This window comes from Sphingobacteriales bacterium (assembly GCA_016719635.1).
Lineage (GTDB): Bacteria > Bacteroidota > Bacteroidia > Chitinophagales > JADIYW01 > JADJSS01.
In genome coordinates this window covers 48,349-61,471 of sequence record JADJYT010000003.1, presented here as the reverse complement: position 1 = coordinate 61,471, position 13,123 = coordinate 48,349, and the positions used below count along the sequence as shown (strand labels likewise).

Here is a 13,123-nt window from a genome sequence, read left to right as displayed (position 1 = left end):
GTGGCGGCCAGGATAGGGGCGGAAAGGGGGCAAAAATGCGCGTATTTAAAAGGTGCGGGCTTCGCCCGGTATCTAATATAAAACCCGCCAAAAGGGCGGGTTAGGGGCGTATAGCATGGTTGTGTTAGAGTAGTTTTGTTAATAGGGTTCTTTTTATCCCTCTTTTTATTAATCCATTGTGAAAATTCCTGTCACCGGTCCATATCTTGCAATTTAAATAATAGGATAATTCCAAAAATGGGGTGTCGTTTTCATCTATATCTTTCATAATGGTATAGGCTTTTTTTGCCAGTTCCAAAGGGATCATATTTGCATCTACAAAAGTTATCCGTTTATTGATGGAACGGATCGCATTTTTAGACGTTCCGTATGTTTCGTATTTTTTGGAGTGTCTTTTAAGTTCTGAAAGACAAAATTCAGGTGCGTACAAGTGGTATTTTTCAGAAAAAATAATTTTACCAATCTTAGACGCTGGATTTATGTATGCACTTATAATTATATTGGTATCAATTACTAACTTCAAACGTATCTGCTTTTCACTTTTTTAAAACTTTTTTTGTTTACTTCGGCAGATAGTTCCAGTATGTTTTTTGCAGTAGGTTTTTTACTCTTTGTCGTTTCCCTTTTCAGGTCGTTCAATAATTTTAACTGCCGTTCTTTTGGCAGTTTTTCGATATATTCGCTAATTTCCGATAATATGGGGGATTGAAAAAACATAATCAAATATAAACATTCAGTCTGAAACTTGCAAAATAAATTGATAACAAAGTATAAATGTAATCCGGGTAAAGGTGGTATTTGTTCGCTTTCCGGCTCCGCCGGACTACATTTATACGACTGTTACAGGAAATACTACGGAACTGCATAAAACGACAATATGTGTTCTATCATTGGCAATGTCCATCCATCTCCTAATAATGATGCTGTTTGTTGTAAGTTTAGAATTTCGCAATAATCATCAGTAAATCCTTGTAATCGGCAAAGTTCTATTTTGTTTGCCATTCTTAAATATCCATCCTCATAAATTATCGTGTTACCAAACTTTTCTCTATCTCTAATATACTTTTGTGCTTTTTCAGATAGTTTGTCTTTGTGTCCAAAAGAGTAATACATTCGGTGTGTAAGTACCCCATTTTTCAGACAGTGCAATTTAGAGTATTTGGTTGATTTAATAAATTAATTTTCCATTCATTGGGTGTTTGATTTTGTAAAGATTCGTGTGGTCGTCTGTGATTGTATTCTTCTATCCATTCATCGGTGAGTGTTCTTACTTCAGCCAGATCAAAAAACAAGTACGCATCTAACACCGCTTCCCGATACAATCGGTTAAATCGTTCTATATAGGCATTCTGCATTGGTCTTCCGGGTTGTATATATTGAAGTTTGATTTCATTGTCTGTACACCATAGTTCAAAGTCTTTGGACGTAAATTCCGGTCCGTTGTCTGTTCTTATCATTTGTGGTTTTCCTCTGTGTCTGATAATTTGTTGCAATGTCCTTATGACTCTTTTTGCTGAAAGGGAGGTATCTACCTCTATAGCCAGTACTTCTCTGGAGCCGTCATCCATCACATTAAACGTTCTGAATTTTCTGTTGCCTACCATACTGTCGCTCATAAAGTCCATACTCCAGCTTTGATTGATATGGCTCTGTTGTGTCAGCGGTTGTTTTACCCTTGCCGGCAGCCGTCTTTTACCTCTTCGTTTTCTATTCAGCTTTAAGAGTTTATATACCCGATATACCCGCTTATGATTCCAGTCTTTACCTGCTCTGCGTATATAGGCAAACAACTTCCTGAACCCATACGAAGGATGTTTAAAGGCTAAATCCTGCAATAGGGTAATTACCTCCGAATCGTCTTTTCTGCTTTGATAGTAATAACCGGAACGTGGTAATGAGGTCATCTTACAGGCCCTGCTCACCGGAACTTCGTAATCCTTTACGATGGATTCCGTCAGTTCCCTCTGTTTACAGGGCCCCAGCCTTTTTTTGATATAACATCCTTTAAAATGGCATGATCCATGCTCAATTCAGCAAACATCCGCTTCAGCCTTGAATTTTCCTCTTCTAACTCTTTGAGCCTTCGTACATCAGAGGCTTCCATACCTCCGTACTTGCTCTTCCAGTTGTAAAGGTAGCCTCTGAGATGCCGTTCTCCCGGCATAGCTCCTTGGTGGCTCTGCCACCTTCCTGTTGTCGTAAAATGGAAACTATCTGCGTCTCCGTAAATCGTGTCTTTTTCATAATAAACAATTTAAATTTAAGAATTTTACTCTATTTTTAAATTGTCTGATTTTTTAGGGACACTTACACCATGAACAAAACATTAGGCATCCTATTCTACGTTAAGAGAGCGAAAATCGACGACAACGGCAAAGCACCCATCTATGTACGCATTACAGTAGATGGCATCAGAAGCGAACTAAGTTGAACTCAGTAATATAAATCATTTAGCAGTTATTGTAATTTTAACTTCTTTTGCTTCTGAACAATAAATTTTTAAAATGTTGTATTGCACATCGAATGAAGTAGTATAATTTGTAGCTCCATCTAACACTAAATTATAACCGTTTATAAAGAATCTATTGGGTATGAATATTTCTGTTGGTTGACTTATTGCTGGATTATTTTTATAACTAAGATTGAAAATATTGGATGCCTTGTTGTAGTTAAATGAAATAGGTTCGCCTGCAATCGCTCTTGGATACACACGTATCAAATTATCCATGATGATATTTTCAGTAAAGTCTCTATTCCAAGGTCCGGCACCACCAGGGTCGCTACTCCAATAGGTCCAGTTTGCCATATTTCTATCTGTCATTTCAAAGAAATCGCTGAAATATTCATTCAATCCTGCCCATTCTGGTTGATACTTAAATTCACCAATGTGAAAACCAGATCCGTGTAATTTTAATTCTATTTGTCTTCTTCTTTCCCATTCTAATAATTGTGGTTTATCAGACTGAATATATTTTTTTGATTCTATAAATAAAGGATAACAATGTGGAGCATATTGCATACGTGGATGTCCGATACGTTGATCACTTATTTTTGGTAAATGGGATTCTAATGCAAAATTTACACCGAATGCACGAGGCTCAAAGAATATCCATTTTTCATTATCTACTTCGCGTATTCCTTTTATCAATCTATTATAAAATGGAGCTAATTGATTTCTTTCAAATTCTCCGAATAAAGTTTTCACTAAATCGCCACCGTGAGGCTCATTCATCAAATCATAACCAATAACATAAGGATTATCTTTAAATCGCTCAATAACTTTTTGCCAAGCCATAATGTAATGCTCTTGCAAATATTTATGATTGGTGTGTTGAAAAAAGTTTTGATAGGCATTGATTACTGCTGGTTGTATATTTCGTAACCACCACAACCCTAAAGGTGCAATAGAATCTGGTGTTAGACCATTGGTAATAGTTGCCCATCGAGGTGCTCCATTTCCATAAAGCAAATTACTATATACATCTTGGTGCATATCTAGAATAACATACATGCCTCTATCGGTGTACCAACGTACTCTTCGTTCTGTGCTGTCTAAATATGCTTGTCTGAAATTATCACGATGTGGTTCTATTCCATTCCAAAATATTAAATACCGTACTACATTAAAACCATAATCTTTAGCTTCTTTATCTACAAAAGATTCTGTTGTCCATGGAAAATGTTTTAAATAAGAAAGCGTATCGGATGGACGACCTTCGCTCTTTGCACTACTCGACATGTTTAAGCCGTGAAGGATTAATACTCTACCATATTGGTCATGTACAAATCTTGGATTCTCAGAAATTATATTATTCGTAGAATTATCTTTCTTACAGGAAAAGATAAATATAAAAAATAAAATAATTAATATATTTATTTTTCATATTAAATTAAAAATTTAAATCATTTAGATTAACTATACTCTGCAATTTTTACCTTTCCACTGATATCATATACTTCTTGAGATTCTTTATTCAAAATCATAAGATTCTTTGGATTGTTTAAAATCAAAATCATTTGGCAAATAATCCCATCTTAATGGCACCATAAAACTGTGGACAAATAAAGGATATTTATTCTTGATTCCCATTGTATTTTATTAATTCCTTTAAACAAGCCAACTCAATTCTCGCATCATATAAAGCGTTGTGTCGTTTTAAGTTATCCGGATCTTTATATTTTTTGCAAGAGTTCTTCTCTGTCAATATCTTCTTTTTACATTCCGGCTGAATAAAAATGTCGCCAGATCCATTGTCATATAGTGAATGTTCTGAGGGATACAAAAAGCACCACCAAATAGTTCACAAAACAAAACCCAATCCCAGGCATAATAATCTGCCCATATTTGCAAGCTGTTTTTAGTTTGTTGGAACTGATTGAACCATTTTGTTATTGCCAATTTAATTTCTAAAGTGTTTCCAGAAACATAATACCTATTAATCTCATTTACTTGATATGGTAAATTGCCAAGCTGAGGTATTACTTCATTTTTAAAAAATTGCTGAGTTATATTATCTGCTCCCTTTATATCGAAGTCACTGAATTCCGCATAAAATGCTTCTCCACTTTCAGCTACAAAAGCTAAAGATATTAATTTGGTTTTTTGATGTAGACCTGTAAATTCAGTATCTAGAAATATCTTTTTCATAGTATGTTAAAACTAACAAATGCATTATACATTGTAAATTAAAATAAGAAAGACTTGTAAACATATCTTACTCATTGTTAATATCATTTCATTCAAATTAATAACTGGATTATGAATTTAGCTGGGATTAATTTTATATAAGTTAAACAACTGAGTTGTTTAATTAGTAACTACATTGAAATTAAAAACTAATACCCAAACTACTCCACCCTGTTTTTTCTCCAGTTGGAAACGTTACAGAAATTTTTTCCTTCTTTCACTTCGAATGCATGATCCTTTTCGTCGAATAGTTTTGATGCAATAAGGGTGGCAAGGCGCACTTCGTCTTCCCGGATTTCATTGGGATGGAAATAATTGTCGACAAATTTGGTATCAAAATTTCCGGTAGTAAATGCCGCATGGTTCAGTACAAATGTACCGAACGGCAAGGTGGTCTTTACACCTTTGATTTTATAATCCTCAATGGCTTTTTTCAGCTTATCGATGGCATCTGCGCGGTTGATGCCGTGTGCAATCAGCTTGGCAATCATCGGGTCATAGTAGATCGGAATATCCATGCCTTCATCAAAGCCGTCGTCGACCCGAATGCCTTCGCCTTTAGGCGTTTTGTACACTTCCAGCTTTCCGATATCCGGCAGGAAGTTGTTTGAAGGATCTTCCGCATATACCCGAAGTTCGATGGCGTGCCCGTTGATGCGCAAGTCTTCCTGTCGGAAGGAGATGGGCTTGCCTTCTGCAACGTTGATTTGTTCTTTCACCAGGTCGATGCCGGTAATCATTTCCGTAACAGGGTGTTCCACCTGCAGGCGGGTATTCATCTCGAGAAAATAGAATTCCAGTTTATTGTTGACGATAAATTCTACGGTTCCTGCGCCGAGGTAGTTCACGGACCTGGCCACCTGAACGGCTGCTTCGCCCATTTGTTGCCGCAGGGCTGGCGTCAGCACGGCACTGGGTGCTTCTTCCACCACCTTCTGGTGACGGCGTTGTACAGAGCAGTCGCGCTCAAATAAATAGACGATATTGCCGTGTGTGTCGCCGAGTACCTGTATTTCAATGTGTCTGGGAGAAGTCACAAATTTTTCGATGAAGACGCTGCCATCGCCGAAAGCGGAGGTGGCTTCCGAGACGGCCAGTTTCATCTGTTCTTCAAAATCGTCCATACCGTTCACAATGCGCATGCCTTTACCGCCGCCGCCCGCAGAGGCCTTTATCAGAATAGGAAAGCCGATTTGCTGCGCCAGTATTTTTGCCTCTTCAATATCGGTAATGGGCTGGTCGGTACCCGGTACCAATGGAACGTCGAATTTGGAAACGGCCTGCTTGGCGGCCAGCTTGCTGCCCATGATTTCAATCGCTTCCGAACTCGGCCCAATGAAAATGATGCCATTATCCTTACAGGCTTTGGCAAATGCCGCATTTTCACTTAAAAAGCCATAACCCGGATGAACACCGTCCACCTGTAACTGTTTGCAGATATCTATAATCTTGTCTATTCTAAGATAGGATTCTTTGGAAGCAGCAGGGCCCACGCATACCGCCTCATCTGCAAAGCGGACATGCGGCGAATTTCTATCTGCTTCGGAATAGATGGCTACGGAAGCAATTCCCATCTGCTTACAGGTGCGCATCACCCGCAGGGCGATTTCTCCGCGATTCGCTACTAAAATTTTTTTCATTCAACAACTTTATATTCTGAAAGAAATACAAAAATACAATTCTAAGACTAATTAATTACATCCACAATTTTTAAATATCGTTTAGCATAATAAGTATCCGTTAATTTGTTTATCATCACCCCTTTGGAGGTGGATGCGTGTATAAAATAAATAACACCGTCTTTGATTTCCGTAATGATACCGGCATGTCCCGCCGTTTTGCTTTTCTCATCCGAGCCGGCAAAAAGGATGACATTGCCTTTTTGTGCCTGGTGCTTTTCCACCGGGATACCAAAATTCATATAATCCTGAGAGGTGCGGGGCACAATGACATCAAAATGACGGAAAACATAAAACAGGAAACCCGAACAGTCGAGCCCGCCGTTTTTAGGGTCGGAAGAAGCATATTTATAAGGCATTCCAATTTGTTTTTTAGCGAACCACAATAATCCATCGACGTTTACGGAAGAAGGTTTGGGTGCAGTTTGCTGTTTAATGGTCGGAGTAGAGGAAGTTTTCTTGGCACCGGAACAGGCATTCAGCAGTAGAATAGTACACAACAGTATAAAAAGCTGAAAATAGAGAGGGCGATTATTAGATGCTTTAGATTGTAGCATGACTTTGCTCGTTAAACAACTAAAATAATGTATTTTTGTTTAGTGGCATCTGTAATTCTGAAACTTATTCAAAAAGAAATACAACTGGAGTGGCGGCAAAAAACGGCACTCGGCACCATTTTTATATATGTACTCGGCACTTCTTTTTTGATTTACCTGATTTTTGAGGGAAATATCACCATACCCACCTGGATTGCCCTGTTTTGGATTATCGCGTTGTTTACAACTGTCAATGCCGTTTCTAAGTCGTTTGTAAAAGATGTCAACGAACAGTTTTATTACCTGCGCTCGCTGGCTTCCCCCGTAGAGTTTATAGTTTCCAAGATTATCTATAATGCGCTACTGATAACCCTGCTTTCTTTGGTCATTTATGCGATGATGATGTTGTTTTTCAATGAAAACATTCAGGATAAAGGTCTTTTTCTGCTGACCATCATTTTGGGGTCTGTTGGTTTTTCCAATTTATTCACACTGATGTCCGCCATTACCGCGCGTACCCAGAATTTTGTGTTGCTGGCGATTTTGGGATTTCCAATCATTTTACCGCTGTTGCTGTTAATTGTGAAGATGAGCGGACTGAGCGATTTTGCCATTCAGGAAAAAGATATTTACATGAATCTCGGCGCGATAGCCCTGCTGGATATCATTACGTTGTTGCTTTCAGTCGTTTTGTTTCCGTATATTTGGCGGGATTAATTAAAGATTTTGAGTATGAAAAACTGGTGGAAATATCTCTGTATCGTTTTGTTGTTTTATACCATCTTCATGGGATTTCTGGGAAGCATTCCAGAACTGAATATTTTAGAGTCTTCTATCCGAAACCTGTACTTTCATGTACCTATGTGGTTCAGTATGATGCTGATGATGTTCGTTTCTCTGATTTACAGCATTTTTTACCTGAGCAGACAAAAGATACAGGATGATATCGTAGCTTCTTCGTTCGCTGCCGTAGGATTTTTGTTCGGGGTTCTTGGAATCATCACGGGTTCCATTTGGGCAAGGGCGACCTGGGGGGCATGGTGGGTGTTTCAGGAAGTGAAATTGAACGGCGCAGCAGCAGCTTTGCTCATATATGCGGCATATTTTGTACTGAGAGGTTCTTTTGAGGATGAAGAAAAAAGAGCACGGTTTTCAGCGGTCTATTCTGTCTTTGCCTTTACCATGTTCATGGTTTTAATCAACGTGATTCCAAGAATCAGCAATTCTTCCCTGCATCCCGGCAACGGCGGCAATCCCGGATTCAACAGCTATGACCTGGACAGAGATTTAAGAATGGTATTTTACCCTGCTGTTATTGGCTGGGTATTATTATCTGTCTGGATCAGTACACTCATCATTCGAATGCAAAAAATTTTCCGCAAAATCCATCATCTGGATATTGTCTAATAAAATAATCTATAACCCAATCTATTTCAGACTCTTTAAAATAATTAACGGCTATGTCTAAAAAATATGCAATTTTAATTTTACTTTTCGCAGGTATTTCTAAAACGTTAAACGCACAAATCGTGAATACAGGTGACAAACTGATGCAGGATGGCAAAATTTACGCCGTGATAGCAGTAGCAACCGTCATTCTGTCCGGTATTTTTCTGTTTCTTTTCTATCTCGAAAGAAAGATAAAGAAACTGGAAGAGGAAGTAAATAATTAAATTATGAGCACAGAAAGCAAATTTTTCCAGAACGTTCAAACCTACGTTGACCAGGCAGCCCTCTACACCAAATTCCCTAAAGGTTTAATCAATCAGATTAAAGTATGTAATGCCGTTTATCAGATTAATTTTCCGGTAAAAATCGGCAATGAGATTCAGGTGTTTGAAGCCTATCGTGTTCAGCATTCCCATCATAAATTACCTACCAAAGGCGGTATCCGTTACAGTGACATGGTCAACCAGGATGAAGTGATGGCGCTCGCCGCCCTGATGACGTATAAATGTGCGGTGGTGGATGTGCCGTTCGGCGGTGCCAAAGGAGGCATTAAAATCAATCCGAAAAATTATACGGATGAGCAGCTCGAAAAGATTACACGCCGTTATACGTTTGAGCTCATCAAGAAAGGATTTATAGGGCCTTCACTCGATGTGCCGGCTCCCGATTATGGTACCGGTGAACGCGAGATGAGCTGGATAGTCGATACCTATATCCAGTTTAATTCGTCCCAGATAGATGCGGCGGGATGTGTTACCGGAAAGCCGATTTCTCAGGGTGGCGTACATGGCAGGACGGAAGCGACCGGGCGGGGCGTTTTTTACGGACTGAAACAGGCCTGCAGCTTTGAGCACGATATGAAAAAGCTGGGGTTGACGAAAGGCATCGAAGGCAAAACCGTCATCATTCAGGGTTTCGGAAATGTGGGGTACCATACTGCCCGTGTGATGCAGGAAAACGGAGCGCTGATTGTCGGAATAGCTGAGTTTGAAGGCGGATTGTATAACGCCAAAGGGATTGATGTCGAGGATTTAAAAAAATACCAGATTGAAAACAGAACCATTCGAAATTATCCCAAAGCGAGATTCTTCAAACAATCCAATGCGTTGATGGAACACGAATGTGATATCCTGGTACCGGCAGCCCTGGAAAATCAGATTACCAAAGAAAATGCAGAGCGCATTAAAGCCAAGATTATCGGAGAGGGCGCAAACGGCCCTGTCACACCGGAGGCTGAACGTATTTTACTCAAGAAAGGTGTTTTGATAGTGCCGGATTTATACCTGAATGCCGGCGGTGTTACGGTTTCTTATTTTGAATGGCTGAAAAATTTATCGCATGTCAGTTTCGGCAGGCTGGACAGAGGCTTTCAGGAATCTTCGTTCAATGATATCATGAATATGATTGAACGAAACACCGGAAAAAAAATTACGAAAGAAGAGCGGGATATCGTACACGGTGCCAGTGAGCTGGATTTGGTGCGTTCCGGGTTGGAAACCACCATGGTCAACTCTTATGAAAATATCCATCGTATCTGGAAAGAGCACAAGAAAATAAGTTTACGCACCGCGGCATATCTGGATGCATTGAACAAAATCGGTTATTCCTATATGGAATTGGGCGTGTTCCCGTAATCGTTTATAACCCTGACTTATCCACACATCTGCATATTGTTCGGGTGTCATTTGCACCAGCATGAGTTACTTTTGAATGTTGCACGTTGCTTATATGGCAACGTTGAAATTAGTTAAAAGAAGAAAGATGAAAATGATACGACTAAAAATAAGCACCATACTGCTTATCCTTTGTGGTGTTTTGCAGCCTGTCATGGCTCAGACTGATGTTGTTGCCACTAAGCCCCAGTTTCCGGGTGGCGATAAGGCATTGGTTCAGTTTTTAGATATTAATCTGAAATATCCGGAAGAGGCACAAAAGCAAAAGTGGGAAGGTAAAACACTGGTTGCGTTTACCGTGAATGAGGACGGTTCCCTGACGAATGTGAGGATACTGAAATCTTCTCAGGTGGTGCTCGATGCGGAAGCCTTGCGTGTCATTAAACTGATGCCTAAATGGTCACCGGCTACCGTAAATGGAATGCCCAAAAAGGAAATGATGGTCTTGCCGGTCAATTTCGATATGAAAATCATGAAAAATATTATGTACTAAAAGGTATTCATGAAAACTAAAGATGATATCGTTCAGAACTGGCTGCCAAGGTATACCGGAAAAAATCTGGAGGATTTCGGTGAATATATCTTACTGACTAATTTTTCCAAATATGTACAATTATTCGCAGAATGGAATCAGGTGGAAGTAGTTGGACTGGATAAACCCATGCCGAATGCCACTGCCAATAATATCACTATCATCAACTTTGGAATGGGCAGCGCCCTGGCTGCTACCATGATGGATTTATTATCCGCTGTAAAACCAAAGGCTGCCCTGTTCTTAGGAAAATGCGGCGGATTGAAAAAGAAAAATGAATTGGGCGATTTCATCCTCCCGATTGCCGCTATCAGAGGAGAGGGAACCTCTAACGATTATTTCCCTGCTGAAGTGCCGGCATTGCCATCCTTTGCATTGCAAAAAGCCATTTCAACCACAATCCGTGAACACGATCAGGATTACTGGACCGGTACCGTTTATACGACCAACAGAAGAGTGTGGGAACACGATGAAGAATTTAAGGAATATCTGAGGAAAATACGCGCCATGGCCATTGATATGGAAACAGCCACGCTTTTTTCTGTTGCATTTGCCAATGAAATTCCGGTCGGCGCACTGTTGCTGGTTTCAGACCAGCCGATGATACCGGAGGGTGTGAAGACAGATGAAAGTGACAGGAAAGTGACTGCAAATTATGTCAACAAGCACTTGCTGATAGGTATCGATTCTCTCAAACAACTGATGAACCGGGCCTCCACAATCAAACACCTCCGTTTTGAAGATTAGTGTCCTGTTTAACTACCCATAAGCCAACAGGTAACAGGATACAAACTATCAGGCAAACCCAGAACATACCATTAATTTCGGATTTTATCAGATGCCGGTATCCGAAGTAAAAATGGGTGATGAATGGAAACAGCATCATGAAGAAATAAAGGAGGATGCTGTTTTTTGTTTTTGAAAACAGCATCCTCCAGCATGCACCGTAAGTAACAAAATAGAGTGTGTGCCAAAGGTATTGTTTGTCCGTTTCCAGGTACAGGTAATAAATATGTACCGCTATGGCTATCAAAAAGAATAAGGAAAGCAATGCTTTGAGAATTTGTTTCATGATGCCGGATTCGTTTGTATTTCTTCACGGATTGCCTTGTTGACGGCGATGCTGTTGTTTAATTCAAATCCGAACAGCAATACCAGTGCGTTCAGGTATATCAGCAGCATGATGACGATCATGATGCCCAGTGAGCCATACAGGTTATTGAAATTATTCAGGTAGCTGGTGTATAACTTGAAAACGACCGTCATTCCAATGGATACTATGGTTGCAAATGTTGCGCCTGCAGAAAAATAGCGGTATTTCTTTTTGACGGAGGGGCCGAAATAATAAATGAGAGCGATGATATTAAAGAAACTCAACACAATGATGACAGATTTAATGAACCGCAGAATATAAAAGGTAAAAATATCTTCCGTATGCATAAACTTTAATGTCAGCACTATCAGCTCTTTCCCTTTTATGATCAGAAGTACCGCCAGTATCATCTGTATATTTATTAAAACCAGGATGCGGATACCTGTCCAGCGTTTTTCCCAGAAGGTTCTTTCCTTAAATGTATGATTCATCTTGTCAAAAGCCTTCATCATGGAATTCACCCCGTTGGAAGCAACGAACAATGCCAGAAAGAAGTTAATGGATACGAGACCGCCTCGTTGTATGCTGACAATATCCCTGATGGTGCTTTCCAGTACAAAATATACATCCAGCGGCAGTATATCTTTCAGTGCATTCATGACATTTATATCAAAATGCTGAATGGGAACATATGGAATCAGTGAAAAGAAAAAGATGATACTGGGAAATAATGCTAGGATGAAATAAAATGAAATCGAAGATGCACGGATAGACAGGTCGTCATTGCTGACTTCCTCTTTAAACTTTATTGCCACATCATAAACGGGTATGCCTTCAAAGCCAGGAATCGTCATCCTTTTCAGGCGTTCCTGAAATCGTTCCGAACGAACCAGCCGTTTGTATTTTTCCGTTTTTTGCTGAATGGACATCCCTATACTGTTCTGACAGCCTCTGCTGGTCATCGTAAAAAATACAAATACCAGGAAGCATGCTGTTTATAATTTATGGCTGATTCTCTTCGGCTTCTCTTTTGCCTTTTTTTCTTCTTTCAGTTTTTTAATTTCTTCCGTAAAAAAAGGTTTTAAATGCTCCAGAACTATTTCAGGGATATGACATCTTCTGAGGGAATCTCTTTTGACATAGACAAAAGTGGTGTCACTGCTGGTGAGCAGTTGTCCCTGCTGATTATAAATTTCGCTGATAAAGGTGATTTTCTTATCCGGCCAGTCTTTGATGATGGTTTTAATATCCATTAATTCATCGTAACGCGCTGGACGGAAATATTTGATGTTCATTTCCACCACAGGCATGGCAAAACCCAGCTCTTCCAGTCTTTTATAGGAGAAATCATGTTTGCGCATGGCTTCCGTTCTGCCTGTTTCGAAAAATTTGGCATAGTGTCCGTGGTAAACAATCCCCAAAGGATCACAATCGTGATAACGTACGCGCAGCTGTATGGTTTCTTCAAACATGT

Annotated in this window: 14 protein-coding genes and 1 pseudogene; 6 read left to right on the top strand and 9 right to left on the bottom strand. The window is 39.6% G+C overall.

All coding sequences use genetic code 11. The features are described 5' to 3' along the window. Window positions 1-124: 124 nt before the first annotated feature. The 6 genes and pseudogenes from IPM95_06935 to IPM95_06910 form a co-directional block, all read right to left on the bottom strand. A complete protein-coding gene (locus IPM95_06935; protein MBK9329038.1) occupies window positions 125-523 on the bottom strand; it encodes a hypothetical protein in 399 nt (132 codons plus the stop codon). 613 nt (window positions 524-1,136) lie between these two features. Beyond that, a pseudogene (locus IPM95_06930) lies at window positions 1,137-2,244 on the bottom strand (IS3 family transposase). Window positions 2,245-2,446: 202 nt separating this feature from the next. Further along, complete coding sequence (locus tag IPM95_06925) at window positions 2,447-3,739, bottom strand: cellulase family glycosylhydrolase (protein ID MBK9329037.1); 1,293 nt, start codon at window positions 3,737-3,739, stop codon at window positions 2,447-2,449. A 462-nt stretch (window positions 3,740-4,201) separates the two neighbouring features. Next, window positions 4,202-4,648, bottom strand: coding sequence for a 3'-5' exoribonuclease (locus IPM95_06920; GenBank protein ID MBK9329036.1), 447 nt, complete (start codon window positions 4,646-4,648; stop codon window positions 4,202-4,204). 200 nt (window positions 4,649-4,848) lie between these two features. Next, entirely contained in the window at window positions 4,849-6,327 is a 1,479-nt protein-coding gene (accC, locus tag IPM95_06915) for an acetyl-CoA carboxylase biotin carboxylase subunit (protein MBK9329035.1), read from the bottom strand. Between the two features lie 47 nt (window positions 6,328-6,374). Further along, window positions 6,375-6,923, bottom strand: coding sequence for a C40 family peptidase (locus IPM95_06910; protein ID MBK9329034.1), 549 nt, complete (start codon window positions 6,921-6,923; stop codon window positions 6,375-6,377). A gap of 42 nt (window positions 6,924-6,965) precedes the next feature. Here IPM95_06910 and IPM95_06905 point away from each other — a divergent pair, with 42 nt between their 5' ends. The 6 genes from IPM95_06905 to IPM95_06880 all read left to right on the top strand — a co-directional run bounded on the left by IPM95_06905 (window position 6,966) and on the right by IPM95_06880 (window position 11,303). Continuing rightward, window positions 6,966-7,619 (top strand): heme exporter protein CcmB, encoded by a 654-nt coding sequence (locus IPM95_06905; protein MBK9329033.1) that lies wholly within the window; start codon window positions 6,966-6,968, stop codon window positions 7,617-7,619. Between the two features lie 15 nt (window positions 7,620-7,634). Next, window positions 7,635-8,309 carry a cytochrome c biogenesis protein CcsA gene (ccsA, locus tag IPM95_06900; GenBank protein MBK9329032.1) on the top strand — a complete coding sequence of 225 codons (675 nt, stop codon included), beginning with the start codon at window positions 7,635-7,637 and terminating at the stop codon, window positions 8,307-8,309. A 122-nt stretch (window positions 8,310-8,431) separates the two neighbouring features. Next, window positions 8,432-8,575 carry a hypothetical protein gene (locus IPM95_06895; protein ID MBK9329031.1) on the top strand — a complete coding sequence of 48 codons (144 nt, stop codon included), beginning with the start codon at window positions 8,432-8,434 and terminating at the stop codon, window positions 8,573-8,575. 3 nt (window positions 8,576-8,578) lie between these two features. After that, the gene (locus tag IPM95_06890; protein ID MBK9329030.1) at window positions 8,579-9,985 is read left to right on the top strand and encodes a Glu/Leu/Phe/Val dehydrogenase; all 1,407 of its coding nucleotides are present in this window, start codon (window positions 8,579-8,581) and stop codon (window positions 9,983-9,985) included. Between the two features lie 127 nt (window positions 9,986-10,112). Beyond that, window positions 10,113-10,517 (top strand): energy transducer TonB, encoded by a 405-nt coding sequence (locus IPM95_06885; GenBank protein MBK9329029.1) that lies wholly within the window; start codon window positions 10,113-10,115, stop codon window positions 10,515-10,517. A 9-nt stretch (window positions 10,518-10,526) separates the two neighbouring features. Beyond that, complete coding sequence (locus IPM95_06880) at window positions 10,527-11,303, top strand: AMP nucleosidase (GenBank protein ID MBK9329028.1); 777 nt, start codon at window positions 10,527-10,529, stop codon at window positions 11,301-11,303. Here IPM95_06880 and IPM95_06875 read toward each other — a convergent pair. Genes IPM95_06875 through IPM95_06865 form a run of 3 tightly spaced genes read right to left on the bottom strand, consistent with a single transcriptional unit; the run spans window position 11,278 to window position 13,121 of the window. Continuing rightward, a complete protein-coding gene (locus IPM95_06875) occupies window positions 11,278-11,628 on the bottom strand; it encodes a hypothetical protein (GenBank protein MBK9329027.1) in 351 nt (116 codons plus the stop codon). The two genes, IPM95_06880 and IPM95_06875, sit on opposite strands and share 26 nt — an antisense overlap. Continuing rightward, window positions 11,625-12,611: a YihY/virulence factor BrkB family protein gene (locus tag IPM95_06870; GenBank protein ID MBK9329026.1), complete on the bottom strand. Its 987-nt coding sequence runs from the start codon at window positions 12,609-12,611 to the stop codon at window positions 11,625-11,627. The genes IPM95_06875 and IPM95_06870 overlap by 4 nt, the downstream gene beginning before the upstream one ends. Window positions 12,612-12,644: 33 nt before the next feature. Next, window positions 12,645-13,121 carry an acyl-CoA thioesterase gene (locus IPM95_06865; GenBank protein ID MBK9329025.1) on the bottom strand — a complete coding sequence of 159 codons (477 nt, stop codon included), beginning with the start codon at window positions 13,119-13,121 and terminating at the stop codon, window positions 12,645-12,647. Between the last annotated feature and the right edge of the window lie 2 nt (window positions 13,122-13,123).